The sequence below is a fragment of the Allobosea sp. GW821-FHT10B12 genome (assembly GCF_059415545.1).
This window is the reverse complement of the sequence record NZ_JBWKNL010000003.1, coordinates 864410-890048: the sequence shown is the minus strand read 5'-3', so window position 1 is coordinate 890048 and position 25639 is coordinate 864410. Positions and strand designations below refer to the sequence as shown.

At 66.0% G+C, this 25639-nt stretch carries 24 protein-coding genes; 16 read left to right on the top strand and 8 right to left on the bottom strand.

Annotation, left to right across the window (positions count from 1 at the left end; genetic code table 11):
- The first annotated feature begins 44 nt into the window (after positions 1 to 44).
- Both AC07O0_RS14305 and AC07O0_RS14300 read left to right on the top strand, forming a co-directional pair.
- Positions 45 to 1121 (top strand): hypothetical protein, encoded by a 1077-nt coding sequence (locus AC07O0_RS14305; RefSeq protein WP_494624077.1) that lies wholly within the window; start codon positions 45 to 47, stop codon positions 1119 to 1121.
- A gap of 122 nt (positions 1122 to 1243) precedes the next feature.
- Entirely contained in the window at positions 1244 to 1549 is a 306-nt protein-coding gene (locus AC07O0_RS14300) for a hypothetical protein (RefSeq protein WP_494624075.1), read from the top strand.
- A gap of 58 nt (positions 1550 to 1607) precedes the next feature.
- Here the strand turns inward: AC07O0_RS14300 and AC07O0_RS14295 are convergent, their stop codons facing one another.
- The 4 genes from AC07O0_RS14295 to AC07O0_RS14280 form a co-directional block, all read right to left on the bottom strand.
- A complete protein-coding gene (locus tag AC07O0_RS14295) occupies positions 1608 to 3044 on the bottom strand; it encodes a homospermidine synthase (protein WP_494624073.1) in 1437 nt (478 codons plus the stop codon).
- Between the two features lie 83 nt (positions 3045 to 3127).
- Positions 3128 to 3940 carry a phosphodiesterase gene (locus AC07O0_RS14290; RefSeq protein ID WP_494624071.1) on the bottom strand — a complete coding sequence of 271 codons (813 nt, stop codon included), beginning with the start codon at positions 3938 to 3940 and terminating at the stop codon, positions 3128 to 3130.
- 122 nt (positions 3941 to 4062) lie between these two features.
- On the bottom strand, positions 4063 to 4599 hold the full coding sequence (locus tag AC07O0_RS14285; RefSeq protein WP_494624069.1) for a GNAT family N-acetyltransferase: 537 nt from the start codon (positions 4597 to 4599) through the stop codon (positions 4063 to 4065).
- Positions 4600 to 4830: 231 nt separating this feature from the next.
- On the bottom strand, positions 4831 to 5976 hold the full coding sequence (locus AC07O0_RS14280; RefSeq protein WP_454025096.1) for a type III PLP-dependent enzyme: 1146 nt from the start codon (positions 5974 to 5976) through the stop codon (positions 4831 to 4833).
- Between the two features lie 663 nt (positions 5977 to 6639).
- On the opposite strand from AC07O0_RS14280, the gene AC07O0_RS14275 reads away from it, so the two are divergent.
- The gene (locus AC07O0_RS14275) at positions 6640 to 8217 is read left to right on the top strand and encodes an OpgD/OpgG family glucan biosynthesis protein (protein WP_494624067.1); all 1578 of its coding nucleotides are present in this window, start codon (positions 6640 to 6642) and stop codon (positions 8215 to 8217) included.
- A gap of 14 nt (positions 8218 to 8231) precedes the next feature.
- Here the strand turns inward: AC07O0_RS14275 and AC07O0_RS14270 are convergent, their stop codons facing one another.
- Positions 8232 to 8660 (bottom strand): RidA family protein, encoded by a 429-nt coding sequence (locus AC07O0_RS14270; RefSeq protein WP_494624065.1) that lies wholly within the window; start codon positions 8658 to 8660, stop codon positions 8232 to 8234.
- Between the two features lie 171 nt (positions 8661 to 8831).
- Here AC07O0_RS14270 and AC07O0_RS14265 point away from each other — a divergent pair, with 171 nt between their 5' ends.
- Positions 8832 to 9554, top strand: coding sequence for an AprI/Inh family metalloprotease inhibitor (locus AC07O0_RS14265; protein ID WP_494624063.1), 723 nt, complete (start codon positions 8832 to 8834; stop codon positions 9552 to 9554).
- 31 nt (positions 9555 to 9585) lie between these two features.
- On the opposite strand, the gene AC07O0_RS14260 is transcribed toward AC07O0_RS14265, so the two are convergent.
- Positions 9586 to 10203, bottom strand: coding sequence for a GNAT family N-acetyltransferase (locus tag AC07O0_RS14260; RefSeq protein WP_494624061.1), 618 nt, complete (start codon positions 10201 to 10203; stop codon positions 9586 to 9588).
- Positions 10204 to 10366: 163 nt separating this feature from the next.
- Positions 10367 to 10963, bottom strand: coding sequence for a LysE family translocator (locus tag AC07O0_RS14255; protein ID WP_494624226.1), 597 nt, complete (start codon positions 10961 to 10963; stop codon positions 10367 to 10369).
- Positions 10964 to 11062: 99 nt separating this feature from the next.
- On the opposite strand from AC07O0_RS14255, the gene AC07O0_RS14250 reads away from it, so the two are divergent.
- From AC07O0_RS14250 to lpdA, 12 genes are all read left to right on the top strand, one after another.
- Complete coding sequence (locus AC07O0_RS14250) at positions 11063 to 11926, top strand: LysR family transcriptional regulator (RefSeq protein WP_494624059.1); 864 nt, start codon at positions 11063 to 11065, stop codon at positions 11924 to 11926.
- 80 nt (positions 11927 to 12006) lie between these two features.
- The gene (zapE, locus tag AC07O0_RS14245) at positions 12007 to 13182 is read left to right on the top strand and encodes a cell division protein ZapE (protein WP_494624057.1); all 1176 of its coding nucleotides are present in this window, start codon (positions 12007 to 12009) and stop codon (positions 13180 to 13182) included.
- Between the two features lie 2 nt (positions 13183 to 13184).
- Complete coding sequence (locus AC07O0_RS14240; protein WP_494624055.1) at positions 13185 to 13787, top strand: TetR/AcrR family transcriptional regulator; 603 nt, start codon at positions 13185 to 13187, stop codon at positions 13785 to 13787.
- Between the two features lie 245 nt (positions 13788 to 14032).
- Entirely contained in the window at positions 14033 to 14995 is a 963-nt protein-coding gene (gene mdh, locus AC07O0_RS14235) for a malate dehydrogenase (RefSeq protein ID WP_091836521.1), read from the top strand.
- A gap of 85 nt (positions 14996 to 15080) precedes the next feature.
- Positions 15081 to 16277, top strand: a complete 1197-nt coding sequence (sucC, locus tag AC07O0_RS14230; RefSeq protein WP_494624052.1) for an ADP-forming succinate--CoA ligase subunit beta — start codon at positions 15081 to 15083, stop codon at positions 16275 to 16277.
- A 9-nt stretch (positions 16278 to 16286) separates the two neighbouring features.
- Positions 16287 to 17171, top strand: a complete 885-nt coding sequence (gene sucD / locus AC07O0_RS14225) for a succinate--CoA ligase subunit alpha (protein ID WP_494624050.1) — start codon at positions 16287 to 16289, stop codon at positions 17169 to 17171.
- Positions 17172 to 17304: 133 nt separating this feature from the next.
- The gene (locus AC07O0_RS14220; RefSeq protein ID WP_494624048.1) at positions 17305 to 20262 is read left to right on the top strand and encodes a 2-oxoglutarate dehydrogenase E1 component; all 2958 of its coding nucleotides are present in this window, start codon (positions 17305 to 17307) and stop codon (positions 20260 to 20262) included.
- A gap of 39 nt (positions 20263 to 20301) precedes the next feature.
- The gene (gene odhB, locus AC07O0_RS14215; RefSeq protein ID WP_494624046.1) at positions 20302 to 21534 is read left to right on the top strand and encodes a 2-oxoglutarate dehydrogenase complex dihydrolipoyllysine-residue succinyltransferase; all 1233 of its coding nucleotides are present in this window, start codon (positions 20302 to 20304) and stop codon (positions 21532 to 21534) included.
- 11 nt (positions 21535 to 21545) lie between these two features.
- Positions 21546 to 21932 (top strand): hypothetical protein, encoded by a 387-nt coding sequence (locus AC07O0_RS14210; RefSeq protein WP_494624044.1) that lies wholly within the window; start codon positions 21546 to 21548, stop codon positions 21930 to 21932.
- A gap of 64 nt (positions 21933 to 21996) precedes the next feature.
- Entirely contained in the window at positions 21997 to 22434 is a 438-nt protein-coding gene (locus tag AC07O0_RS14205) for a VOC family protein (protein ID WP_494624042.1), read from the top strand.
- Entirely contained in the window at positions 22434 to 23099 is a 666-nt protein-coding gene (locus tag AC07O0_RS14200) for a hypothetical protein (protein WP_494624040.1), read from the top strand. The genes AC07O0_RS14205 and AC07O0_RS14200 overlap by 1 nt, the downstream gene beginning before the upstream one ends.
- A 19-nt stretch (positions 23100 to 23118) precedes the next feature.
- Positions 23119 to 24519 carry a dihydrolipoyl dehydrogenase gene (lpdA, locus tag AC07O0_RS14195; RefSeq protein WP_494624038.1) on the top strand — a complete coding sequence of 467 codons (1401 nt, stop codon included), beginning with the start codon at positions 23119 to 23121 and terminating at the stop codon, positions 24517 to 24519.
- A 115-nt stretch (positions 24520 to 24634) separates the two neighbouring features.
- Here the strand turns inward: lpdA and folD are convergent, their stop codons facing one another.
- Complete coding sequence (gene folD, locus AC07O0_RS14190; RefSeq protein ID WP_494624036.1) at positions 24635 to 25492, bottom strand: bifunctional methylenetetrahydrofolate dehydrogenase/methenyltetrahydrofolate cyclohydrolase FolD; 858 nt, start codon at positions 25490 to 25492, stop codon at positions 24635 to 24637.
- Positions 25493 to 25639: the final 147 nt, after the last annotated feature.

Sequence of the window (25639 nt, the reverse complement as noted above, 5' to 3'; positions counted from 1 at the left end):
GCGGCCGGCAGGGGTGCGGGTCGCCCAACGGGTCGGGTTCTGTCGTGTCCGGGGACGAGATCAACGCCATCTGGCAGCGCTTCAAGCTGCACCTGCAGGAAAGCGGGCAGCGTCTTCAGCCGCGCCTGCAAGGCCTGGCGGAAGCAGCTCCCGGCCGCTTCGATCTCGCTGCGCGGCTGGTCGATCTCGCTGATGCCGCCGAAGCCGGCTTCGCACGGATCATGCGTCCGACCCGGCGGGTTCTGCGCTCCGGCGCAATCGGCTTGACCGGCGGCCTCGTCTGGCGCGGCCTCGCGGCGCTGACCGGCATCAGCCTGACCGCGATGCTCGTCGCCGGTCTCTCTTCCGGTTCGTCGGAACCCGCGCTCGCCAATCTGGCGTCGACGGAGGCCGCAGCCGCTCCGCTCGTACGCGATGTTCGCCTTCAGGCGCTGCCGATCGCTGCCGGGCAGGACGGCTGGGTGACGATCGGCCGGCCGATCGCGCTGTTCGGTCTGGAATCGCCAGAGCTCGACAAGCGCAGTGCCTATGAGGCGCGGCGCAGCCAGGACGGGCAGCGGCGCGAGGACGTGCTGAGCTTCGGTGCCTTCGACGACGGCAGATCGTTCCTGTCGCTGAAATTCCAGGTCAATCGCGACGCCCAGGTGCAGAAGGCGCTCGTCGGTATGTCGCAGCCCTTCGTGATCACGCTGGTGCGCGAGAGCGCGGCGCGTGGGCTCTCGGTCGGGCGCAGCGGCGCCGCCACCACGATCGAGACCAAGTTCGGCACGGTCGAGACAGCCGATATCGGCCTGAGCGACGGCGCGGCCGGTCGGGCCTGCATCGCCTTCCGTCATCTCGACGCGGCGGCGCATCTCTCCTTCTCCGGCTGGTGGTGCGGCAGCGAGGCACGGCCAGCCGACCGGGCGCAACTGATCTGCCTGATCGACCGGATCGACCTCCTGAGTGCCGGCGACGATCCCGAGCTGCGCGCCAGTTTCGCCCGCACCGAACTCAACCGCCGGCAGGGCTGCTCTGTGCCGCGGCTCGCTGCGAGCGGGCGCAAGGGCTCCTGGCTCGACGCCGACGGCAAGGCGCCGGCCCTGCGACCGACCAGCGGCAAGCAGGCGCAGGCGCGGTAACGGGCTCGTGTTGCCGCAGCGCACTGGCAGGCCGCAACAAAAGCATTAACTCTGGAATTGTATCGTCAGCGACAGCTGATCCGCCGTAGCCTTGGCGGGGGCAACCGCCTCAGGAGATCGTCATGCGTTCGCTTTCCCGTCTCGCCGCCGGTCTGGCCCTCTCGGCTGCAGCCGTCACCTTCGTGGTCTCGGTGGCCGAGGCCCAGCAGCAGCGCAAGCCGCTGCGCGTCACCGTGCAGAAGCGCAGCTATTTCGACGCCGGCAATGTCGTGCCGGTCGGCAGCATGAACCGCTATGCGTCGCAGCATTTCGTGGCGAGCCCGGTCTACTCGGCGGCTGGCGAGCTCTACGGCGAAGGCACGCTGCCCTCGCGCATCGGCTCGGGCGCCAACCCCTTCGCCAACAGCTTCTCGACGCCGCGCTTCTGAGCACGGGCGTGCGTGAAATGAAAAGGCCCGCCGAGAGGCGGGCCTTTTGCTTTGGTGATCACCGCACCAGAATGTTGCGGAACTGCCAGGGATCGCTGGTGTCGATATCCTCCGGGAACAGGCCCGGGCGGCCATCGAGCGGCGTCCAGTCCGTGTAGTAGCCGTTCACCGGCCCGAGATAGGGCATCTGGATCGAAAGGCAGCGGTCGAGATCCATCTCCTCGACCTCGACGATGCCGGCCTTGGGATTCTCCAGCGCCCAGACCATGCCGGCGAGCACCGCCGAGGTGACCTGCAGGCCGGTCGCGGTCTGGTACGGAGCGAGCTTGCGCGCTTCCTCCGTCGAGAGCTGCGAGCCGAACCAGTAGGCGCCCTTGTCGTGGCCGTAGAGCAGCACGCCGAGCTCGTCGATGCCGTCGATGACCTCGTTCTCCTCGAGGATGTGGTGCTCTTCCTGCGGGCGGCCGGCATTGCCGAACATCTCGTGCAGCGAGAGCACGGCATCGTTGGCCGGGTGATAGGCGTAGTGGCAGGTCGGCCGGTAGATCGCCTTGCCGGCCTCGTCCCGCACAGTGAAGTAATCGGCGATCGAGATCGACTCGTTGTGCGTCACCAGGAAGCCGTATTGCGGCCCCGGGGTCGGGCACCAGCTGCGCACCTTGGTCTCGGCGCCGGCCTGCATCAGGTAGATCGCCGCCTGCGAGCCGGTCTCGTGGGTGCGGGCATTGTCCGGCATCCACTTCTCATGGGTGCCCCAGCCCAGCTCGGCCGGCTGCACGCCCTCGGAGATGAAGCCCTCGACCGACCAGGTGTTGACGAAGACGCCCGGCGGCTTGGGGTTCTTCGAACGCTGCGTGTCGCGCTCGGCGATATGGATGCCCTTGACGCCGACCTGCTTCATCAGCCCGGCCCATTCCTCACGGGTGGTCGGCTGCGGCACGTTGAGGCGCATGTCGGAGGCGATGTTGAGCAGAGCCTTCTTGGCCAGCCAGGAGGCCATGCCGGGGTTGGCGCCGCAGCAGGAGACGGCGGTGGTCGAGCCCGGCGCGCGGGCGCGCTTGGCGGCGAGCGTCATCTCGCGCAGCGCGTAGTTCGAGCGCTCGCCCGGGCCCTTCGTCTCGTCGAAATAGAAGCCGAGCCAAGGCTCGTTGACCGTGTCGATATAGAGCGCGCCGAGGCTGGAGCAGAGCTCCATGATGTCGCGCGAACCGGTATCGCAGGAGAGATTGACGCAGAAGCCCTGGCCGCCGCCCGCGGTCAGCAGGGGCGTGAGCATGCTCTTGTAGTTATCGAGCGTCACAGCTTCCTGGATGAAGCGGATGCCGCGCTCGTCCAGAAGGGCGCGGTTGTCGTCGTCGGGTGCGATCACCACGAACCGGCTCTTGTCGAATTTGAGATGCCGCTCGATCAGCGGCAGTGTCCCGCGGCCGATCGAACCGAAGCCAATCATCACGATCGGGCCACTGATCTCGCCGTATACGGGCCAATCCGTCATTCTTTTTCACTCCTGGGTGGGTCTGGTTGAGGATAAGCGGACGCTGGTATGGGGCGGGCTCTTCGGCGTCAATGCCGACGGGCTCACTCCTTGCCGAGGCTGAACGGGTAGGGACCTTCGAAGGCGCCGACATAGGCGGTGTGCGAGACCAGGCCGGCATCGGGCTGCCAGGAATGCAGCATGAAGGCTGGCGGCTCCATCAGGAAGCGCGCCTCGGCCCCCGGCGTCAGGTCGAGGATGACCTGGTGGGCGACGCCGGGCACGACCTGGCCGATGGTGCCGGCATAGCGGACCTGGACCGGGCGGTGATGATGGCCGCTGAGCACGCGCTCGACGTTCGGATGGCGCGATACAATCTCGGTCAGGCGCGCTGCGCCCTCCTTGAGCATGACCGCGTCCATGTAGCCGAGGCCGCAGGAGAAAGGCGGGTGGTGCGTGAACAGGAGGACGGGCCGGCCTTCCGCCTCGGCCAACTCCCGTTCGAGGAAGTCGAGACGCGCATCGCAGATCGCGCCGGCGCTGGAGCCGGGCAGCAGTGTGTCGAGGCCGATCAGTCTGAGGGGGCCGAGATCGGCTGAGAACTGGATGAAGCGGCCGCCGAGATCGGCATGCGGGCCGAGGTCGAGCCCGGCGATCATCGCCTCGCGGACATCGTGGTTGCCGGGGATCAGCAGGGTGGGTAGGCCGAGCGTCTCCAGCATCGATCGAACGAGCGCATATTCCTCTAGCAGGCCGCTTTCGGTCAGGTCGCCGGTGATGATGAGGACGTCGGGGCGGACGGGCAGGGCGGCGACAGCGTCGAAGGCGCGCTGCGTCATGCCGATCGTGTCGGAGACCTTGAGGGCGAGCCGGCCAGGCGGACAGATGTGCAGGTCGGAGAGATGGGCGATCAACATGGTTCTTCTTCGTCAGGGAGGCAGCCTGGACCGCCTTACCTGACGGCAGCCCGCGCGGCCAAGGCCGCGCGGGCTTCAATGACGCGATTTGATGACGGATCGACTACGATCCCGAGCGAGCTTCAGGCGGCGCGACGTCGGAGACCTTCCATTCCCTCGGCCGGGGCGAGCGCTCCCGTGGCTTTCAGGACACCGCTCGCGCCCTGGAGCGCGCCGTCGCGCAGTTCGAGGCCGAGGAAGCGCTCGCGCTCGAACGGGCCGGGCATGGAAAGATCGGCCATCGGCTCGGCCGTGAAGCCGAAGCGCGCGTAGTAGGGCGCATCGCCGACGAGCAGGATCGCGCCATGGCCGCGGCAGGCGGCGCGCCAGATCGCCTCGCGCATCATCGCCTTGCCGAGGCCTTCGCCCTGCAGGTCCGGCGAGACCGCGAGCGGTCCGAGCAGCAGCGCCGGCTTTCCGGCCGTCTCGACATGCCAGAGGCGCACGGTCGCGACGACAGCGCCGTCACGCTCCGCCGTCAGGGCGAGACCTTCAGCCGGCAAACGGCCTTCGCGCAGGCGCTCGCTCGACTTCACCGTACGGCGCTCGCCGAGGCAGCGGTCGAGCAGGGCCTCGCGGGCCGGGATATCGGTCTCGATCTCGTCGCGGATCGTGATCATGACGCACCTCCTGCCGGAGCGTCCGCCATCGCGCGGACCTTCCCGGCGCCGCTCAGCGAGCGGCCACAAACAGGGGAATGTGTGGAAGAGGGTCCGGCGGGAGCCACGCCCGCGCGCTCCATTCTTGGAGGCACGAACGCTCCGCCCGGTTTCCCGGGCAGCCTGCCGATAGGTGGCAGGGCGCTTCGCCGGACCCGATTGGTTCGGAGCTGGCGAGCCAGCCCCTATTCGTCAGATGACGTACTGCTTCAGCGGCGGGAAGCCGTTGAAGGCGACGGCCGCATAGGTCGTCGTATAGGCACCGGTGCCTTCGATCAGGACCTTGTCGCCGATCTCGAGGCTGAACGGCAGCATGTACGGGGTCTTCTCGTACATGACGTCGACCGAATCGCAGGTCGGGCCGGCGAGTACGCAAGGAACCGTGGCGTCGCCGTCCCGGATCGTTCGGATCGGGTAGCGGATCGCCTCGTCCATCGTCTCGGCCAGGCCGTTGAACTTGCCGATGTCGAGATAGACCCAGCGGACCTGGTCGTCCTCGCTCTTCTTCGAGATCAGCACGACCTCGGCCTCGATCAGGCCGGCTTCGCCGACCATGCCGCGGCCCGGCTCGATGATGGTCTCGGGCAGGCGGTTGCCGAAATGCTTCGACAGCGCCTGGAAGATTGCATCGCCATAGGCCGGGACGCCCGGGATCGGCTTCAGGTAGCGCGCCGGGAAGCCGCCGCCGAGGTTGACCATCGACAGCGAGAGACCGCGGGTGGCGCATTCCTTGAACACGGCCGAGGCCGAGGCCAGGGCCGAATCCCAAGCGTTCACGTTGGCCTGCTGCGAGCCGACATGGAACGAGATGCCATAGGCCTGCAGGCCGAGGCGATGGCCGTGCTCCAGCACGTCCGCGGCCATTTCGGGCACGCAGCCGAACTTGCGCGAGAGCGGCCAGTCGGCGCCGGCGCCGTCGCAGAGGATGCGGCAGAAGATGCGCGCGCCTTCGGCCTTGGTGACCGTGGCGGCACGGGCGATCTTCTCGACCTCGGCCTGGCAGTCGACGGCGAACAGGCGCACGCCGAGCTCCATAGCGCGGGCGACGTCGCGCTCCTTCTTGATGGTGTTGCCGAAGGAGATGCGGTCCGCCGTGGCGCCGGCCGCGAGGGCGAGCTCGATCTCGACGACCGAGGCGCAATCGAAGCAGGAGCCGAGCTTGGCCAGCAGGCGCAGCACTTCCGGCGCCGGGTTCGCCTTGACCGCGTAGAAGACGCGAGTGTCAGGCAGCGCCCGGGAGAAGGCGACATAGTTCTCGCGCACGACCTCGAGGTCGATCACGACGCAGGGGCCGTCCTCGCGGCGGTCACGCAGAAATTCACGGATGCGCTCGGTCATGAGACGCAGCTCCCTTCGGCGCAAGCGGCGCCGATACGACGTGTAGCCGGTTGAAACGACCGCGACCCGAGGCGCTGTGGAGACGCCTACGGACTGCGGACGAAACGTCCGGACCCGAAACACCGTCGATTGGGGAGACCCCGCACGGCCGGCAATGAAGGACAAGCCTCTTCGGTGCCGGCCTGTGGAAAGCCGGCGAGACCAAAAAAGCCCGCTCCGTCGTTGCTTTAAGCTGCGTCCCCCGTGGAGATTCGGGGTTCGCCGGTTTTGCCTCCGGCTGCTGGTCGCTGTTCGGGAGCGGCCCTCTTGCGAGCGCCGGGAGCGTGATTTGAGGGGATGTCCATCCCCCTCCATCCGTTTCCCATCCCTGGCGGCTGTCCGGCCTCTTGTCCGGATGCCCACCGACCAGCACGCGGCCACAGGCACGTGCGAATTGGGTGAGGTCCATATACGGAGGGCTGCCCGGCGCTTCAAGTTTTTTCTGACGGCCGGGACCGGATTTTTTACAGGACGGGCCGAAGGCGGCAGCGGGCGACTCTCATTTCCTTTTAACGCTGGCCCATGCGGGCGATCGCTGCGCCCTAGACCAGCCCCATTTCATCGCCTAAGTCGTTGCCGCAGCGCGCCTTCGCGCGCCTATATCTGTTGGGGCAAGCTTCGATCATGACGGTTACCGATCGCCGCCGGGTTCTGGCCGGGCTGAGCGCCGCATTGTGCGCCACCGCCGCGCCCAATGCTTTGCTGGCGCAGCAGCCGGAACAGGCGCCGCCGCAGCCGCGCTTCGGCTTCGACGACGTGGTGCGCCGAGCCCGCGAGATCGCCGCGGTCCCTTATGAAGCGGGGCCGGCACTGCCGGAAGCGTTGACGCGGCTCGATTTCGACGCCTGGCGCGAGATCCGCTTCCGCCCGGAACGGGCCTTGCTCGGCCAGTCGAATTCCGGTTTCCGCATGCAGATGTTCCACCCTGGTTTCCTGTTCACCCGGCCAGTGACGGTGAACGTGATCCGCGACGGCGTGCCGACGCCGGTGCCCTACGCCGCCAATCTCTTCGACTACGGGCGGACCAAGTTCGACAAGCCGCTGCCGGTCAATCTTGGCTTTGCCGGCTTCCGTCTGCACTACCCGCTGAACGACCCGCGCGTTTTCGACGAGCTCATCTCGTTCATCGGGGCAAGCTATTTCCGCGTACTCGGGCGCGGGCAGCGCTATGGCCTCTCGGCGCGTGGCCTTGCGATCGGAGCGGGGATCCCCGGCGGTGAGGAATTCCCGATCTTCCGCGAGTTCTGGGTCGAGACGCCGACGGCTGACGCCGAGCGCGTCACAGTCTATGCGTTGCTCGATTCGCCTTCGGTCACGGGCGCCTATCGCTTCCATGTCTATCCGGACGGCGACAGCGTGGTTGATGTCGGCGCGGTGCTGTTCCCGCGCAAGCCGATCGAGAAGCTGGGTCTGGCGCCTCTCACCTCGATGTTCTTCACCGGCGAGAACGACCGTCGCTTCTATGACGACTTCCGCACCGAACTGCACGATTCCGACGGGCTGCTGATCCATTCCAGCACTGGCGAATGGATCTGGCGGCCGCTGCGCAATGCCCGCGTCGCGGCGTCGTCCTCCTTTGTCGAGCGCAATGTCCGCGGCTTCGGCCTGATGCAGCGCGATCGTGCGTTCGAGCATTATCAAGATCTCGACCTCGCCTATGAACTGCGGCCCTCCTACTGGGTCGAGCCGCAAGGTGATTGGGGAGAGGGCGTGGTCGAGCTGATCGAACTGCCGACCACCGACGAAACCAACGATAACATCGTGGCGCTTTGGGCGCCGAAGGCGCCGCTCGAGCCCGGCCGCGAGTTCCGCTTCGGCTACAAGCTGACGGCGATGGTCGATTCCAACGATTTGCATCCCGGCGGGCGGGCGATCAACACTTACCAAGCCAAGCCCAAGGCGCTCGGCTCGGGCGAGCCCGTGACGGAGAACGCCCGGCGCTTCATCGTCGACTTCGCCGGCGGCGATCTCGGCTACTATCTGAAGCAGCCGGAAAAGGTCGAGATCGTGCCCTCGATCGCCTATGGCCGGATCAACCGGGCCTTCTTGGTGCCGAACCCGAAGACGGACGGCTTTCGCGCCTTCATCGACATCGTGGTTGAGCCCGGCCAGCTCGCCGAGATGCGTGCCTTCCTGAAGAGCGGCAGCAAGACCTTGACCGAGACCTGGAGCTATCCCTGGCGGGCGCCCGACGCGGGCTGAGGGTGAGGCCCGCTTTAGAATTGCGGCGCGGTCGGGCTGCGTGCCGGCTTGCGCCGCTTCTCGGGCGCTGCCGCGACGACCTCGATCTCGACCTTGAACTCCGGCAGGGTGAAGCCGGAGACGATCATCAGTGTCGAGGCTGGCGGCGGCGTGCCGACATGAGCATCGCGCGACTCCATATAGCCCTTCATGTGAGTGCGGTCGGTGACGTAGGCGTTGACCCGGACGATGTCCTTCAGCGTCATCCCCGCTTCGCCCAGGATCGCGGCAATGTTGGCGAAGCAGAGATCGGCCTGCTCCCTGACGCTTTCGGGGATCGTGCCGTCGGCTGCAATGCCGAGCTGGCCGGAACAGAAGACGAGGCGTTGGCCGGCCGGCAGCTCGGCGCCATGGCTGTAGCGGGCGAAGGGCGCGCGGATCGAGGAGGGGTTGAGCGGCTTCATCTCATGGTCCGGATGGCGGTGCACCCTTCTGCCATGCCGGCTTCATGCTGCAAAACCATGTTGAGACTTGACCGGCGCCCCTTTGCAGCCTTGAACGCGCTCATGGCACGTTCAGGCGACAGGTTTCACAGTGTTCCGGGTGGCCGAGCTATCGAGATGACGGGGATGAGCTTGAGGACTTCTGCGCTGCTGCGGGCCGCGAGCCTGCTGCCTCTCATACTGCTCACCGCCTGCGCGGGATCGCAGCGCTTCGGCGGATATGGCCCGGGTTCGGGCCAGGCCGTTGCCCGTGCTCCGGTCTATGGCGAGCCTGTCCAGTCGGCGCCGCCGATCCAGTCGGCCCCGATCACCTCCGAACCTTTGCCGCCGCCGGGCGGCTATCCGAGCGCGCCGCCACAGGCCGGCGGTTATCCGCCCGGTGGTCCTGCGCCGGGCGCCGGCGGCATGCCGCCCCAGAACGATCCGTTCTTCGACCCGCAGGCAGCGCAGCCGGGCCAACAGCCGCCGCCGGTTCAGCAGCAGCGCCCGGCCGAGCCCGCGCCGCCGCAGATCGCCAACGCCAATCCCGGCGCGACGCCGGGCGGCGGCTCGACGCGCAGCGGTTCGGTCTCGACGCGCGATGGCGTCATCGGCAACTGGACCGCACAGGAAGCGACCGGCGGTTCCTGCCGGGTGCAGCTCTCGAGCTCGCCCTCGCTCGATCTCTACCGCGCCAATGCCACGGGCTGCAGCAATCGCGACCTGCAGCAGGTCAATGCCTGGGATTATCGCGACGGCGAGGTCTATCTCTATCAGCGCGGCGGTTCGGTGGTCGCGCGCCTGCGCGTCGGCAGTGCCGGCACCATGAACGGAGCGATCACGAAATCGGGCGCCGGGCTCTCGATGAATCGCTGAGCGCGGCGCCCGTCATTGTTGCGAAGCGGGGTCAGTGCCGCGAGGCGGCCCGGCCGAACAGGGCCTGCGGCCAGAACTTGCGCTGCAGCGAGAGCGACAGGGTCGCGAAGCTGCGGGCATTGTCGAGCGCTTCGTCGAGCAGAGTAAACGGCGTCGGCGCGCCGGTGGCGATGCGGCCCTCGACGTCGGCGTAGCCGCCGACCATCTCGGCCTCGAACTTGCGCGCGAGGTTCCGCATTGCGGCGTTCTCGGGCAGGCAAGTCATATAGAGCGTGCGGATGTTGCGGTTGCGCGCCGCTGTGATCAGGCGGCCGAACAGGGCTTCGCCGATGCCGCGCCGGCGCCAGTCGCGCTCGACGCTGAAAGCGGCTTCGCCGGTCTGGATGACGATTTCCTCCAGCCCGCGCAATTCGGCGGCGCCGCGGACCTCGCCGGCTTCGACATAGGCGTAGACGAGCCCGCCGACGCCGAAGGTGGTTTCGGCGTAAGCGCGCAGAAAATCATCGTTGACCGCCGTACCGAAGCGCTCGCGCCGCGTCGTGGCATCGAGGCGAAGCAGATGGGCGGTGAAGAGATCGCGCTCGGCAGGCCAGAGACGCCTGACCTCGCCGTGCCTGGCCTTGGCGCCAGACTTGATCGAACGATTCAATTGCAGCTCCTGTGAAAGCGCAGATGGGCGCTGCCCCCAGGAGGCGAATCTTCCCTAACTCGGGAACGAAGATGATCTCCCGATCTGGGAATACAAGTGGCGCGATTGCGGCAATTTACGGCTAAATGCCTGTAAAATTGGCGGAAATGGTGATGCCTGTGCGCTAACGCCACATCGTGAGGATCGAGGCGGCAAGCGCTAAGGCGAGCGCGACATTGAGTGCGTGCCATTGCCAGTTCTGGCGCAGGAGCCGAGCGAGAAGCAGGCCAGCTACGCACCACAGCATCAGTGAGATGAGCGCGAGGACGCCGAAGACGGTTCCGAGAAGGGCGGCGAGTTCAGCTGCGTCGCGGGTAAGGCCGGCGAAGGAAGCGGCGGCGCCGAGCGTCATTGCCCAGCCCTTGGGATTCTGCAGCTGGATCCAGAGCGCGCCTAGAAAGCTCGTCGGTTTTGCGATGCTCTTGTCGAGATGCGGCGGTCCGCTGCGCCCGATCCTGACCGCGAGCCAGAGCAGATAGGCTGAGCCAGCCAGCTTCATTCCGAATTCGAGCGACGGCATCGCCAGCAGCAGGCCGGCGAGGCCTGCCGCGGCCGCCACCGCCATCCCGGCCAATCCGATCGCGACACCGACCATGAAGGGGACCGACCGGCGAAAGCCGAAATGGGCGCCCGACGCCGTAGCGAGCGTGGTGGTGGCGCCCGGTGTTACGGTTGAAATGGCGGCGAAGGCGATGAGCGGCAGGATCGATTCCGGCGACATGGACGGCTCCGGGGTGGGAGCCATGGAATTAGGTGTCCAAGAGCAATGATGAAAACGAATGTTGAAGGGACTTTGCATTACGATCAATAATGTCATGCCATGCGCAATCTCGACCTCGAACTGATCCGGGCCTTCGTCGCCGTGGCCGACCATGGCAGCATGACGGTTGCCGGCAATGCGCTGCACCTGACGCAGAGCGCGGTCAGCCAGCAGATCATGCGGCTGGAGCGCCGGCTCGGGCAGGTCCTGTTCCTGCGCGAACGCCGCAGGCTGAAGCTGACGGCAGCGGGCGAGCGCCTGCTCGCGAAAGCGCGCCGGCTGATCGGCCTCAATGACGAGATCTGGGCGGAGATGACGACGGGCTTCGCCGGCACGGTGCGCCTCGGCGTGCCCTATGACCTCGTCGGCACTTCGCTCGCGCCGATCCTGAAGGGTTTCGCCGAGGCGAGCCCGCTGGTCGAAATCTCGCTGGTCTGCGCCTCCTCGCCGCAATTGCTGGAGGCGCTCGGCAAGGGCGAGGTCGACCTTGCCCTGGTCGAGGAGCCGCTTTCGGCTGCCGGCGGCGAATGCCTCGGCATCGAGCGGCTGGTCTGGGTCGGCGCCAGGGCCGGCACCGCGCATCTGAAGCAGCCGCTGCCACTCTCGCTGGTCGCCGATAGCTGCGCCTTCCGGCCGGCTGTGACCGAAGCGCTGGACGTGCAGGGGCGGGCATGGCGCAGCGTTTTCGAGAACGGCAATATCGACGCGACCACGGCGACGGTCCGGACCGATCTCGCCGTCACCGCCTGGCTCGCCTGCACGGTCCCGCCCGATCTCGACATTCTCGGCTCTGCGGAAGGCCTGCCCGAGTTGCCACCCTTCGCGATCACGCTGCATCTGTCGCGCTCGCAGCCTTCGGAAGCGGCGCGCGAGCTCGCCCGCCACTTGCGCGCCGGCTGGCTACGCCCGCGGCAGGCCGCATAGCTTGCCTGCCTCGCCGAGGGTTGCGAGCCGGGCCGGCCTGCCGTAACCCGGAAAGCGACGTCTTTTCCCGCCTCGAGGCCATGTCCGCCACGCTCCCCGAACGTTATGACGCCCTGGTCGCCTCGGGTGCGATCGAACGCGATCCGGCGCAGGTCGCCGTCGTCAGGCGGCTGCAGGCGCTGTCCGAGACGCTCGCGAGTCGCAAGCTGGCGAAGAAGAGCAGCGCACTCGGCTGGTTGTTCGGACGCAAGCAGCCAGCCGACGAGGTCAAGGGGCTCTACATCTGGGGCTCGGTCGGCCGCGGCAAGACCATGCTGATGGACCTGTTCTATGAGACGGTTCCGGTCGGGCTACGCCGGCGCGTGCATTTCCACGCCTTCATGGCCGATGTGCATGAGCGCATCCATGCCTATCGCCAGGCCCTCAAGGCCGGCAAGGTCAAGGAGCCCGACCCGATCGGCCCGGTGGCAGAGGAGCTCGCGGAAGAGGCGAGCCTGCTCTGCTTCGACGAGTTCACCGTCACCGACATCGCCGATGCGATGATCCTCGGGCGATTGTTCACGAAGCTGTTCGCCGACGGCGTCACCGTGGTCGCGACCTCGAATGTCGAGCCGTCGCGCCTCTATGAGGGCGGGCTCAACCGCGCGCTGTTCCTGCCCTTCATCGAGCTGCTGGCCAGCAAGGTCGATGTGATCAAGCTGGAGGCGCGCACCGATTTCCGGCTGGAGAAGCTCGGCGGCGCGCCGACCTATCACGTGCCCGCCGACGACAAGGCGAAGGCTGCGCTCGACAAAGCCTTCAGCCAGTTGACCGGCATGACTCAGGGCGCGCCGGTGACGATCGATATCAAGGGCCATGAGTTGAAGCTGCCGCAGGCGGCCGGCGGCGTGGCGCGGGCGAGCTTTGCCGATCTCTGCGCCCAGGCGTACGGCGCCTCGGACTATCTCGCGCTCGCCCAGCACTTCCACACGCTGATCCTCGACGGCATCCCGATCATGGACATCGAGCGGCGCAACGAGGCCAAGCGCTTCATCATCCTGATCGACACGCTCTATGAGAGCCATGTGAAGCTCGTCGCCTCGGCGGCGGCCGAGCCGACTGGGCTCTATGTCGCGCAGAGCGGCCGCGAGGCCTTCGAGTTCGACCGGACGGTGTCGCGCCTCATCGAGATGCGCTCGGAGGAGTATCTCGCCCTGCCGCATGGGCGGGCCGACTCGGCCGCGAGCGGCGACGCGACCGGGCTGGTGGAGACCTGACCGTGACCACGCCGCGCGAGCCGAGCGAGATGCGTATCCTCTCGGTCGCCGGCGAGCACCTGCGCCAGCACGGCCTGCGCCGCTTTACCGTGGTTGCGGTGGCGGAAGAGGCCGGCATGACCCATGCCAATGTCTACCGCTACTTTCCCTCGCGCACCGCACTGATCGATGCGGTGGTCGATGTCTGGCTGAAGTCGGCCGAACGCAAGCTCGCCGACATCGCCGACGGGCCGGATCCGGCCGAGGACAAGCTGGAGCGCCTGATCCTGGCACTGGCGAAAGCCAATCGCGATCTGCTGCACGAGGAGCCGCATCTGTTCGCGGCGCTGTCGCAGGCCGTGGCGAAGCGCCATGCGATCAGCCGGCGCAACCGCACGCGCGTCCGCGCCTTGTTCGAACGCGTGATCGACGACGGCATCGCCACGGGGGCCTTCGAGCCGCGTGACCGCGACCGTGCTATCGCCTTCGTGATCGACGCTACACACCGTTTCATCCATCCTGCCTCGCTGGAACTGGAGGCGGATGTGCCGCAAGCCTCGGTCGACGCCAGGCTCGCCACCTTGATCAGGGTGGCGCTGCGCACGCTTGCGACCGGCGTGATCTAAGAAAGTGACATATTTTGTAAATTGTAACCGCCCTATTGTGAGGCAGCTTGACGCCGCATCAGAGGTGTTTAGCTTCTAACGGTCTGTTTTTCCTCGGTATTCCCCGCCAGAAAGGTCTTAACGACCATTTCGGACTATTCCAATGTCCCTTCGTGCGCGGGGTTGAGCCTGGAAGCGGCTTGCGCCAAAGAACCGTCGGCTTTTCGGCTTCAACTGCTTTCGCATCCAACAACAAGGATTCGGCAATGGCCCGCAAGAAGATCGCCCTTATCGGCGCCGGACAGATCGGCGGCACGCTCGCTCACCTCGCCGGTCTCAAGGAACTGGGCGACGTCGTCCTGTTCGACATCGCCGAGGGCATTCCCCAGGGCAAAGGCCTGGATATCGCCGAGTCCGCTCCGGTCGACGGCTTCGACGCCGGCTACAAGGGCACGCAGTCCTATGAGGACATCAAGGGCGCCGACGTGATCATCGTCACTGCCGGCGTGCCGCGTAAGCCCGGCATGAGCCGCGACGACCTGATCGGCATCAACCTCAAGGTGATGAAGTCGGTCGGCGAGGGCATCAAGCAGTATGCTCCCAAGGCCTTCGTGATCTGCATCACCAACCCGCTCGACGCGATGGTCTGGGCGCTGCAGAAGTTCTCGGGTCTGAAGCCCAACATGATCTGCGGCATGGCCGGTGTGCTCGACTCGGCCCGCTTCCGCCATTTCCTCGCCGACGAGTTCAAGGTCTCGGTCAAGGACGTCTCGGCCTTCGTGCTCGGCGGCCACGGCGACGACATGGTGCCGCTGGTTCGTTACTCGGGCGTCGCCGGCATCCCGCTGCCCGACCTCGTCAAGATGAAGTGGACCACGCAGGAGCGTCTCGACGCCATCGTCGAGCGCACCCGCAAGGGTGGCGGTGAGATCGTCAACCTGCTCAAGACCGGCTCGGCCTTCTACGCCCCGGCCGCTTCGGCGATCGCCATGGCCGAGAGCTACCTCAAGGACCAGAAGCGCGTGCTGCCTGCGGCGGCTGCGCTGAAGGGCCAGTACGGCGTCAAGGACATGTTCGTCGGCGTGCCGGTGGTGATCGGCGCCAAGGGCGTCGAGCGGGTCGTCAAGATCCGCCTCAACGGCGCCGAGAAGGAGATGCTGGCGAAGTCGGTCGCCTCGGTGCAGGGCCTGATCGACGCCTGCAAGAGCATCGACGCGTCATTGGCGTGAGACAGACGGATGGCGTGATGGCCGGCGGCAACGTCGTCGGTCGTCACGCTGTCGCCTCTCCCTTTACCGGCACAGGACATCAGGCATGAACATCCACGAATATCAGGGCAAGGCGGTTCTCAAGGAGTACGGCGCGCCCGTCTCCGCCGGCTTCCCGGCGCTATCGGTGGCGGAGGCCGTCGAGGCCGCGAAGAAGCTGCCCGGACCGCTCTATGTGGTGAAGAGCCAGATCCATGCCGGCGGGCGCGGCAAGGGCAAGTTCAAGGAACTGCCAGCCGACGCCAAGGGTGGCGTGCGGCTCGCGAAGTCGATCGAAGAGGTCGAGAGCCACGCCAAGGAAATGCTCGGCAACACGCTGGTGACGCAGCAGACCGGCCCGGCCGGCAAGCAGGTCAACCGCCTCTATATCGAGGACGGTTCGGACATCTCGAAGGAATTCTACCTCTCGGCGCTGGTCGACCGCGAGACCTCGCGCGTCGCCTTCGTGGTCTCGACCGAGGGCGGCATGGACATCGAGAAGGTGGCCCATGACACCCCCGAGAAGATCCTGACCTTCTCCGTCGATCCGGCGACCGGCATCATGCCGCATCACGGCCGCACCGTCGCCAAGGCGCTCGGCCTTGCCGGCGACCAGGCCAAGCAGGCCGCGAGCGTGCTCGGCCAGATCTATGCCGCCTTCGTCGGCAAGGACATGGCGATGCTCGAGATCAACCCGCTGATCGTGACGACGCAGGGCCAGGTCAAGTGCCTGGATGCGAAGGTCTCCTTCGATTCGAACTCGCTCTATCGCCATCCCGAGCTGATGGAGCTGCGTGACGAGACGGAAGAGGACGCCAAGGAAATTGAGGCGTCCAAGTACGACCTCGCCTATATCGCGCTCGATGGCACGATCGGCTGCATGGTCAACGGCGCCGGCCTCGCCATGGCGACGCTCGACATCATCCAGCTCTATGGCGAAAGCCCCGCGAACTTCCTCGACGTCGGCGGCGGCGCCTCGGAGGAGAAGGTCACCGCGGCTTTCAAGATCATCACCGCCGACCCGAAGGTGAAGGGCATCCTCGTCAACATCTTCGGCGGCATCATGAAGTGCGACGTCATCGCCCGCGGCGTGATCGCGGCGGTGAAGGCGGTCGGCCTCGAAGTGCCGCTGGTCGTGCGCCTCGAAGGCACCAATGTCGAGGAAGGCAAGGAGATCATCCGGACCTCTGGCCTCAACGTCATCCCGGCCGATGATCTCGACGACGCCGCCCAGAAGATCGTGGCTGCGATCAAGAAGGCTTGAGGTAAACCGATGTCCATCCTGATCGACAAGAACACCAAGGTCATCTGCCAGGGCTTCACCGGCAAGAACGGCACCTTCCACTCCGAGCAGGCGATCGCCTATGGCACGCAGATGGTCGGCGGCACCTCGCCCGGTAAGGGCGGTTCGCTTCATCTCGGCCTGCCCGTCTTCGACACGGTTTCCGAGGCACGCGAGAAGACCGGCGCTACCGCGTCCGTCGTCTACGTCCCGCCGCCGGGTGCGGCCGACGCGATCTGCGAGGCGATCGACGCCGAGATCCCGCTGGTGATCTGCATCACCGAGGGCATCCCGGTGCTCGACATGGTCCGCGTCAAGCGCTCGCTCTCCGGTTCGAAGACCCGTCTGATCGGGCCGAACTGCCCGGGCGTCGTCACCGCTGGCGAGTCCAAGATCGGCATCATGCCGGCCAACATCTTCAAGCCCGGCTCTGTCGGCATCGTCTCGCGCTCCGGCACGCTGACCTATGAGGCGGTGTTCCAGACCACGAACGAAGGCCTCGGCCAGACCACGGCCGTCGGCATCGGCGGCGACCCGGTCAAGGGCACCGAGTTCATCGACATGCTCGAGATGTTCCTCGCCGACGAGAAGACCAAGTCGATCGTGATGATCGGCGAGATCGGCGGCTCGGCCGAGGAAGACGCGGCGCAGTTCATCAAGGACGAGGCCAAGCGCGGGCGCAAGAAGCCGATGGTCGGCTTCATCGCCGGCCGCACGGCTCCTCCCGGCCGCCGCATGGGCCATGCCGGCGCGATCATTTCGGGCGGCAAGGGCGGCGCCGAAGACAAAATCGCGGCGATGGAAGCGGCCGGCATCCGGGTCTCGCCGTCGCCGGCGCGCCTTGGAAAGACCTTGGTCGAAGTATTGAAGGGCTGACGGCCAGGCTGCGTCATGGTCGGCCTCGAGCCGACCATCTCATGACCAGCCAGGCTTAACAAAGAGATGCTCGGGCCTTGCCCGAGCATGACGGCAAGACGAAGCGGCAGGTTAGGAAGAAGGCAGGACGACCATGGCTCGCCAGGACATCAACGAGGCTCTCGCGCAGACGGGTTTCCTCTATGGCGGCAACGCGGCCTATATCGAGGACCTCTACGCCCGCTATCAGGCTGACCCCAAGTCGGTCGATCCGGAGTGGCAGGGCTTCTTCTCCGCGCTGAACGACGACAAGCAGGCGATCGTCGATAACGCCAAGGGCGCGTCCTGGAAGAAGCCGAACTGGCCGATCCCGGCCGGTGGCGAGCTGGTCTCGGCGCTCGACGGCAACTGGGCCGCGGTCGAGAAGGCGGTCGGCGAAAAGCTCGGCGCCAAGGCCAAGGCCGCCGGCGCGACACTGTCGGCTGCCGATGTTCAGCAGGCGACGCGCGACTCGGTGCGGGCGATCATGCTGATCCGCGCCTACCGCATGCGCGGCCATCTCCATGCCCAGCTCGATCCGCTGGGGATCGAGAGCCAGAAGGATCCGGAGGAGCTGTCGCCGGCCGCCTTCGGTTTCACCGAAGCCGATCTCGACCGCAAGATCTTCATCGACAACGTACTCGGCCTGGAGTTCGCCACCATCCGCGAGATGACGGCGATCCTGCAGCGGACCTATTGCCAGACGCTCGGCGTCGAGTTCATGCACATCTCCGATCCCGAGCAGAAGGCTTGGCTGCAGGAGCGGATCGAGGGACCGGACAAGGAGATCGCCTTCACCCGCGAGGGCAAGAAGGCGATCCTGAACAAGCTCGTCGAGGCCGAGGGCTTCGAGAAGTTCCTCGACCTCAAGTTCACCGGCACCAAGCGCTTCGGCCTCGACGGCGGCGAGTCGCTGATTCCGGCGCTGGAGCAGATCATCAAGCGCGGCGGCGCGCTCGGCGTGCGCGACATCGTCTTCGGCATGGCCCATCGCGGTCGCCTCAACGTGTTGACCCAGGTGCTGGGCAAGCCGCACCGCGCTTTGTTCCACGAATTCAAGGGTGGTTCCTTCGCCCCCGACGACGTCGAGGGCTCGGGCGACGTCAAGTACCATCTCGGTGCATCGTCGGACCGCGAGTTCGACGGCAACAATGTCCACGTCTCGCTGACCGCCAATCCTTCGCATCTCGAGATTGTCGACCCCGTCGTGCTCGGCAAGGTCCGCGCCAAGCAGGATCAGTTCGGCGATATCGTCGAGCGTTCCAAGGTGCTGCCGCTGCTGATCCATGGCGACGCTGCCTTCGCCGGCCAGGGTGTCGTGGCCGAGTGCCTCGGCCTGTCGGGCCTCAAGGGGCACCGCACCGGCGGCTCGCTGCACTTCATCATCAACAACCAGATCGGCTTCACCACCTATCCGCGCTATTCGCGCTCTTCGCCCTATCCGTCGGACGTGGCGAAGATGGTCGAGGCGCCGGTCTTCCATGTGAACGGCGATGACCCTGAGGCGGTGGTCTTCGCCTCCAAGATCGCGATCGAGTTCCGGCAGAAGTTCCACAAGCCGGTCGTGATCGACATGTTCTGCTACCGTCGCTTCGGCCATAACGAAGGCGACGAGCCGGGCTTCACCCAGCCGCTGATGTACCGCAAGATCCGCGGCCACAAGTCGACGCTGGAGCTCTACAGCGCCAAGCTCGAGGCCGAGGGCGTGATCAAGCCGGGCGAGCTCGACCAGATGCGCGCCGCCTGGAAGGACAGGCTCGAGGTCGAGTTCGACGCCGGCCAGGCCTTCAAGCCGAACAAGGCCGACTGGCTCGATGGCCGCTGGGCCGGCATGAAGGCGATCCGCGCCGACGAGGACGATCCGCGCCGCGGTGCCACCGGCGTGCCCGAAGCGGTGCTGAAGGAGATCACGCAGAAAATCACCGAGGTCCCGGAAGGCTTCAACGTCCACAAGACGATCCAGCGCTTCCTCGACAACCGCCGCAAGGCGGTCGAGAGCGGGCAGGGCATCGACTGGGCGACAGCGGAAGCGCTCGCCTTCGGCTCGCTCTTGCTCGACGGCAATCCCGTGCGCCTCTCCGGCCAGGATTGCGAGCGCGGCACCTTCTCACAGCGCCATTCCGTGCTGATCGATCAGGAGACCGAAGCCCGCCATACCTCGCTGAACAACATCCGCGAGGGTCAGGCGCGCTATGAGGTCATCAACTCGATGCTCTCGGAAGAGGCGGTGCTCGGTTTCGAATACGGCTATACCCTGTCGGAGCCGAACGCGCTGACGATGTGGGAGGCGCAGTTCGGCGATTTCGCCAATGGCGCGCAGGTGGTGTTCGACCAGTTCATCTCCTCGGGCGAGCGCAAGTGGCTGCGCATGTCGGGCCTGGTCTGCCTGCTGCCGCACGGCTATGAGGGCCAGGGTCCGGAGCACTCCTCGGCCCGCCTCGAGCGCTTCCTGCAGATGTGCGCCGAGGACAACATGCAGGTGGCGAACTGCTCGACCCCGGCGAGCTATTTCCACATCCTGCGCCGGCAGCTGAAGCGCGACTTCCGCAAGCCGCTGATCCTGATGACGCCGAAGTCGCTGCTGCGCCACAAGCGCTGCGTCTCCGACCTCAGCGAACTGGCCGAGGGCTCGAGCTTCCACCGCGTGCTGCACGACGATGCCGAGCGCGGCAAGTCGACCACCAAGCTGGTCAAGGATTCGAAGATCCGCCGCGTCGTGCTCTGCTCGGGCAAGGTCTATTTCGACCTGCTGGAAGAGCGCGAGAAGCGCGGTATCGACGATGTCTACCTGATGCGCGTCGAGCAGCTCTATCCGTTCCCGCTGAAGTCGCTGGCTCAGGAGCTGGCGCGCTTCAAGAGCGCCGATGTCGTCTGGTGCCAGGAAGAGCCGAAGAACCAGGGCTCCTGGACCTTCGTCGAACCCTATCTGGAATGGGTGCTGGGGCATGCCGGCTCGAAGTCGAAGCGGCCACGCTATGTCGGCCGCCCGGCTTCGGCCGCGACCGCGACCGGCCTGATGTCGAAGCACACTGCCCAGCTCAACGCTTTCCTGGACGAGACCTTCGCGGTCTGACCCTACGCCTGATCTAAAAGACACGAGAAGAGGCCTGACATGGCGACCGAAATCCGCGTTCCGACCCTCGGCGAATCCGTTTCCGAGGCCACCATCGGCAAGTGGTTCAAGAAGCCGGGCGACGCGGTGAAGGCGGACGAGCCTTTGGTCGAGCTCGAAACCGACAAGGTGACGCTCGAGGTCAACGCGCCGGCAGCCGGCGTGCTCGGCGAGATCGTCGCCAAGGAAGGCGAGACGGTCGGCGTCAGCGCATTGCTCGGCACCATCGCCGCCGGTGACGGCAAGGCCGCGGCCGCTCCGGCCAAGGCCGCCGAGGAGGCGCCGAAGCCGGTTGCGGCCGCCCCGGCACCGGCCGCCAGCGCGCCCGCGACCAAGGCCGCCGATTCCGGCCCGGCTGTTTCCCGCCTCGCCGCCGAAAGCGGCGTCGATCCGTCGAAGGTCGCGGCTTCTGGCAAGGATGGCCGCGTCACCAAGGGCGACATGCTCGCTGCGATCGCGACCGGCCCGGCCGTCGCCGCTGCGGCGCCCGCCGCCCCGGTTCAGGTCCGGGCGCCGTCGGCTCCGGACGATGCCTCGCGCGAAGAGCGCGTGAAGATGACGAAGCTGCGCCAGACCATCGCGCGCCGCCTCAAGGAAGCCCAGACCAACGCCGCGATGCTGACCACCTTCAACGAGGTGGACATGACCAACGTCATGGCGCTGCGCAACCAGTACAAGGACGTGTTCGAGAAGAAGCACGGCGTGAAGCTCGGCTTCATGGGCTTCTTCGTGAAGGCCTGCGTGCAGGCGCTGAAGGAGATCCCGGCCGTCAACGCCGAGATCGACGGCACCGACATCGTCTACAAGAACTACTACCACATCGGCGTCGCCGTCGGCACCGACAAGGGCCTGGTCGTGCCGGTGGTGCGCGATGCGGACGAGCTCTCCATCGCCGGCGTCGAGAAGAAGATCGGCGAGTTCGGCAGGAAGGCCCGCGACGGCGCCCTCAAGATCGAGGAGATGCAGGGCGGCACCTTCACCATCTCGAATGGCGGCGTCTACGGCTCGCTGATGTCGACCCCGATCCTGAACGCGCCGCAATCGGCGATCCTGGGCATGCACAAGATCCAGGAGCGGCCGATGGTGGTCGGCGGCCAAATCGTGATCCGCCCGATGATGTATCTTGCAGTCTCTTATGACCACCGCATCATCGATGGCAAGGAAGCCGTGACCTTCCTCGTCCGCGTCAAGGAAGGCCTGGAGGATCCCGCGCGCCTCGTGCTCGACCTCTGAGACCTGCCTAGATGGCGATCCCGGCACAGCTCGTCCCTGTTGGCCTCGCCGTTGCCGGCATCATCAACCTTTTGCCGACGATCGGCGTAGCCGGGGCCGGCTGGCTGCGCTCGCTCTATGGTTTCGAGATCGCCAGTCCCGATCTCGAAATCCTGCTGCGGCACCGTGCCGTCCTGTTCGGTCTCGTGGGCGTCTTGCTGCTGGTGGCCGCCGTCCGGCCCGGGCTGCGCGACGTGGCCGTGCTCGTCGCTGGTGCGAGCATGGCGAGCTTCATCGTGATCGCGCTCCTCGTCGGTGGCTATGGTCCCGCTATCAGGAAGGTCGTGATCGCCGACATCATCGGGCTCCTCGCCCTCGTGCCGGCGATGTTCGCGCGTTTGGCGCCGTCGCATCGATAGGATGGGGTGACGGAGTTGCCCACACAGTCCGACGTGATCGTTCGATCCGCCTAGGAGACGGAGCATGGCTTTCGGACCCAATCCGCCACCGATCCAGGCGCATATCTGCGTCAAGGGTGGCGAAGAGGCGATCGCCTTCTACGAGAAGGCTTTCGGCGCTGAGTGCACCTTCAAGGCGATGGCCGAGGACGGCAGGCGCGTGATGCACGCCAATCTCGCACTCTTCGGCAGCGAGGTGATGCTGCACGATGAATTTCCGGAGTTCGGTGGCGATGTCATGGCGCCGAGTTCACGTAGCGGCGCCAGCATCGCGATCAGCATCAACCTGCCGCAGCCGGCCGATGTCGATGCCGCCATCGCCATGGCGCAGGTTGCCGGCGCCAATGTCATCATGCCGCCAAGCGACGTGTTCTGGGGCGCCCGCTATGGCCGCCTGCGCGACCCATTCGGCCATGTCTGGGCCTTCAACGCGCCGCTGAGCGTGAGCCAGGAGCGCGGGTAGTGAGTAAGCGGCGACCGGATGTCGATCTCTGGCAGCTTTTCAAGGATGGGCGCAGCGGCGGGATTGCTTTCGGAGAAACGGATATTGCCGGGCTCCGTAAGGCACTTGGTGTACGAAAGTATGGATACCAAGGTCAATTGCCATTTTCTTCTTGGGTGCTGACGGCTGAGCAGGCAGAGTGCTATTTTCAAGGGCTGCCTCCTCATCTCTGGAGCGTCAAAATTCACCCTTCTTCTTGGTCGCTGTCGAGTGAGGCCGCCGAGTTGCTGGATGGCGAGGAGCCTTCGGGGGAATGTGCAGGACTTGCTCCCATCGCTTTGAATGGCAAGCCGTTGTCGCAATTTTCTACGATACGGCGACTATTCCAGAATTGTCCGGACGCCAAAAATCTGATTGTTAGGTGTAATGATGAGAAGATCTTAGAATTTTCTGTTGTAGAAGGCGGACGCTCGATTGTCTTTGGCTACAAAATTGAAATGCGAAAATTATCTTATCCGCTGTCAATTTTTGATTTCGATTATTTCCTTTACGCCGTTTGGATCTTTGATAACGGCGCCGATGCGACCTTGAGCGAAACCCTCCCAGAAGGCACTGAGACACGTGCCGATGTGTTCTCCCGTATCGCAAATGCACCTCTGCGAGACGCTTCCAATTCCGACAATTGAACAACTGATGGAAAGCACCATGTCCTACGATCTCGTCGTCATCGGAACCGGCCCCGGCGGCTATGTCTGCGCCATCCGCGCCGCCCAGCTCGGCCTCAAGGTCGCGGTGGTCGAGAAGCGCAAGACCCATGGCGGGACCTGCCTTAATGTTGGCTGCATCCCCTCCAAGGCGCTGCTGCACGCGTCCGAGATGTTCGACGAGGTAAGCCATACTTTCCCGAGCCTTGGCATCAGCGTCGGCAAGCCGAAGCTCGACCTGAAGCAGATGCTGGTCCACAAGCAGGAGACGATCGACGCCAATGTGAACGGCGTCGCCTTCCTGCTGAAGAAGAACAAGATCGAGCCGTTCCACGGCACGGCCTCGATCCCGGCCGCCGGCAAGGTCGTCGTCACCGGTGATGATGGCAAGACGCAGGAGCTCGCGACCAAGAACATCGTCATCGCCACCGGTTCCGAATCGGCGGCGCTGCCGGGCGTCACGACCGACGAGAAGACAGTCGTGACTTCGACCGGTGCGCTCGAGCTTACCTCCGTACCGAAGGAACTGCTGGTTGTCGGTGCCGGCGTGATCGGCCTGGAGATCGGCTCGGTCTGGGCCCGGCTGGGCGCGAAGGTCACGGTCGTCGAGTTCCTCGACCGCATCCTGCCCGGCATGGACGATGAGATCGCCAAGCAGTTCCAGCGCATCCTGCAGAAGCAGGGCTTCACCTTCCATCTCGGCTCGAAGGTCACCAAGGTCGACGTGGCCAAGAAGGGTGGCGCCACCGTGACTGTCGAACCCGCCGCCGGTGGCGAGGCCAGGACGATCAACACCGACATCGTGCTGGTCGCGATCGGCCGCCGCCCGAATACCGACGGGCTCGGGCTCGACAAGGCCGGCGTCGCGACGGAGCGCGGCCGCGTCATCATCGACGACCACTTCAAGACCAATGTCGATGGCATCTACGCGATCGGCGACGTGGTGCGCGGGCCGATGCTGGCGCACAAGGCCGAGGATGAGGGTGTCGCCGTTGCCGAGATCCTCGCCGGCAAGCATGGCCATGTGAACTACGACGCCATTCCCGGCATCGTCTACACCGCCCCCGAGGTCGCCGCGATCGGCAAGACCGAGGAAGAGCTGAAGGCTGCGGGCATCGCCTACAAGGTCGGCAAGTTCCCGTTCACGGCCAATGGCCGGGCACGGGCGATGCGGCACACCGACGGCTTCGTGAAATTCCTCGCCGATGCGACGACCGACCGCGTGCTCGGTTGCCACATCATCGGCCCGCATGCCGGCGACCTGATCGCCGAGGTGACGGTGCTGATGGAGTTTGGCGGCTCGGCCGAAGACCTCGCCCGCACCTGCCACGCCCATCCGACGCTGGCCGAGGCGGTCAAGGAAGCGGCGCTCGCCGTCGACAAGCGCCCGATCCATATGTGAGCGGAGGCTAATGCGTCATTCTCGGGCGGCGCTCAGCGCCGACCCGAGAATCTCGCGCAGGATAGGGCGCCATCTCGTCCTGAGATGGTCGGGGCAAGCCCGACCATGACGAAGCTTACGAACCCCGCCGCGCGCGATAGGCGGTCAGCGTGTTGCGCAGCAGGCAGGCGATCGTCATCGGGCCGACGCCGCCTGGGACCGGCGTGATTGCGCCGGCAACCTCCACTGCTTCGGCATAGTCGACATCGCCGGCGAGCTTGCCATCGGGCATGCGGTTGATGCCGACATCGATCACGGTGGCGCCCGGCTTGATCCAGTCGCCCTTGACCATGCGCGGCCGGCCGACTGCGGCGACGACGATGTCGGCGCGCTTCACCACGGCCGGGAGGTCGCGCGTGCGCGAATGGGCGATGGTGACGGTGCAGTCGGCCTGCAGCAGCAGCTGCGCCACCGGACGACCGACCAGCTCCGAGCGACCGATGACGACCGCTTCCAGCCCCGACAGTGAAGGCAGTACCTGCTTCAATAGCAGCATGCAGCCGAGCGGCGTGCAGGGCACGAGGCCGTTCTTGCCGCCGGCGAGCAGGCCGGCATTGATCGGGTGCAGGCCGTCGACATCCTTGGCCGGATCGATCGCGTCGATGATGCGGCCGGTGTCGATATGCTTGGGCAGCGGCAGCTGGACGAGAATACCGTCGACGCCGTCATCGGTGTTCAGTTCGGCGATCTTGGCTAGCAGCGCCGCTTCGGTCGTCTCGGCTGGCAGGCGGTGGGCGACCGAATTCATCCCGATCTCGGCCGCGAGCTTCTCCTTGGAGGCGACATAGACCTTGCTGGCCGGGTCCTCGCCGACGAGCACGACGTGCAGGCCGGGAGCGGGCTTGCCGGCTGCCTTGAGTGCCGCGACCTCGCGGCCGATCTCGGCGCGCAGCTCTGCCGCCGCCGCCTTGCCATCGATGATGCGTGCCGTCATGACCAGCTCCGTCCTGCGCATTCGAGCGGTCCTCATGCTGCATCGCGGCGCAACGAACAAGTACCGCCGCCGTCCTGACTGCGGTGCGGGCGGGGATGCCGTCGGTGCCGCTTGATCGTGGCGCGGCGAGCCAGCATGGTCGGCAGG

What these genes read in the sequence shown, in the direction of transcription:
- AC07O0_RS14300 (WP_494624075.1), top strand. Translation starts at nt 1,244, where the DNA reads ATGCGTTCGCTTTCCCGTCTCGCCGCCGGTCTGGCCCTCTCGGCTGCA.
- AC07O0_RS14295 (WP_494624073.1), bottom strand. Translation starts at nt 3,044, where the DNA reads ATGACGGATTGGCCCGTATACGGCGAGATCAGTGGCCCGATCGTGATG.
- AC07O0_RS14290 (WP_494624071.1), bottom strand. Translation starts at nt 3,940, where the DNA reads ATGTTGATCGCCCATCTCTCCGACCTGCACATCTGTCCGCCTGGCCGG.
- AC07O0_RS14285 (WP_494624069.1), bottom strand. Translation starts at nt 4,599, where the DNA reads ATGATCACGATCCGCGACGAGATCGAGACCGATATCCCGGCCCGCGAG.
- AC07O0_RS14280 (WP_454025096.1), bottom strand. Translation starts at nt 5,976, where the DNA reads ATGACCGAGCGCATCCGTGAATTTCTGCGTGACCGCCGCGAGGACGGC.
- AC07O0_RS14275 (WP_494624067.1), top strand. Translation starts at nt 6,640, where the DNA reads ATGACGGTTACCGATCGCCGCCGGGTTCTGGCCGGGCTGAGCGCCGCA.
- AC07O0_RS14270 (WP_494624065.1), bottom strand. Translation starts at nt 8,660, where the DNA reads ATGAAGCCGCTCAACCCCTCCTCGATCCGCGCGCCCTTCGCCCGCTAC.
- AC07O0_RS14255 (WP_494624226.1), bottom strand. Translation starts at nt 10,963, where the DNA reads ATGTCGCCGGAATCGATCCTGCCGCTCATCGCCTTCGCCGCCATTTCA.
- AC07O0_RS14250 (WP_494624059.1), top strand. Translation starts at nt 11,063, where the DNA reads ATGCGCAATCTCGACCTCGAACTGATCCGGGCCTTCGTCGCCGTGGCC.
- zapE (WP_494624057.1), top strand. Translation starts at nt 12,007, where the DNA reads ATGTCCGCCACGCTCCCCGAACGTTATGACGCCCTGGTCGCCTCGGGT.
- mdh (WP_091836521.1), top strand. Translation starts at nt 14,033, where the DNA reads ATGGCCCGCAAGAAGATCGCCCTTATCGGCGCCGGACAGATCGGCGGC.
- sucC (WP_494624052.1), top strand. Translation starts at nt 15,081, where the DNA reads ATGAACATCCACGAATATCAGGGCAAGGCGGTTCTCAAGGAGTACGGC.
- sucD (WP_494624050.1), top strand. Translation starts at nt 16,287, where the DNA reads ATGTCCATCCTGATCGACAAGAACACCAAGGTCATCTGCCAGGGCTTC.
- AC07O0_RS14220 (WP_494624048.1), top strand. Translation starts at nt 17,305, where the DNA reads ATGGCTCGCCAGGACATCAACGAGGCTCTCGCGCAGACGGGTTTCCTC.
- odhB (WP_494624046.1), top strand. Translation starts at nt 20,302, where the DNA reads ATGGCGACCGAAATCCGCGTTCCGACCCTCGGCGAATCCGTTTCCGAG.
- AC07O0_RS14210 (WP_494624044.1), top strand. Translation starts at nt 21,546, where the DNA reads ATGGCGATCCCGGCACAGCTCGTCCCTGTTGGCCTCGCCGTTGCCGGC.
- AC07O0_RS14205 (WP_494624042.1), top strand. Translation starts at nt 21,997, where the DNA reads ATGGCTTTCGGACCCAATCCGCCACCGATCCAGGCGCATATCTGCGTC.
- lpdA (WP_494624038.1), top strand. Translation starts at nt 23,119, where the DNA reads ATGTCCTACGATCTCGTCGTCATCGGAACCGGCCCCGGCGGCTATGTC.
- folD (WP_494624036.1), bottom strand. Translation starts at nt 25,492, where the DNA reads ATGACGGCACGCATCATCGATGGCAAGGCGGCGGCGGCAGAGCTGCGC.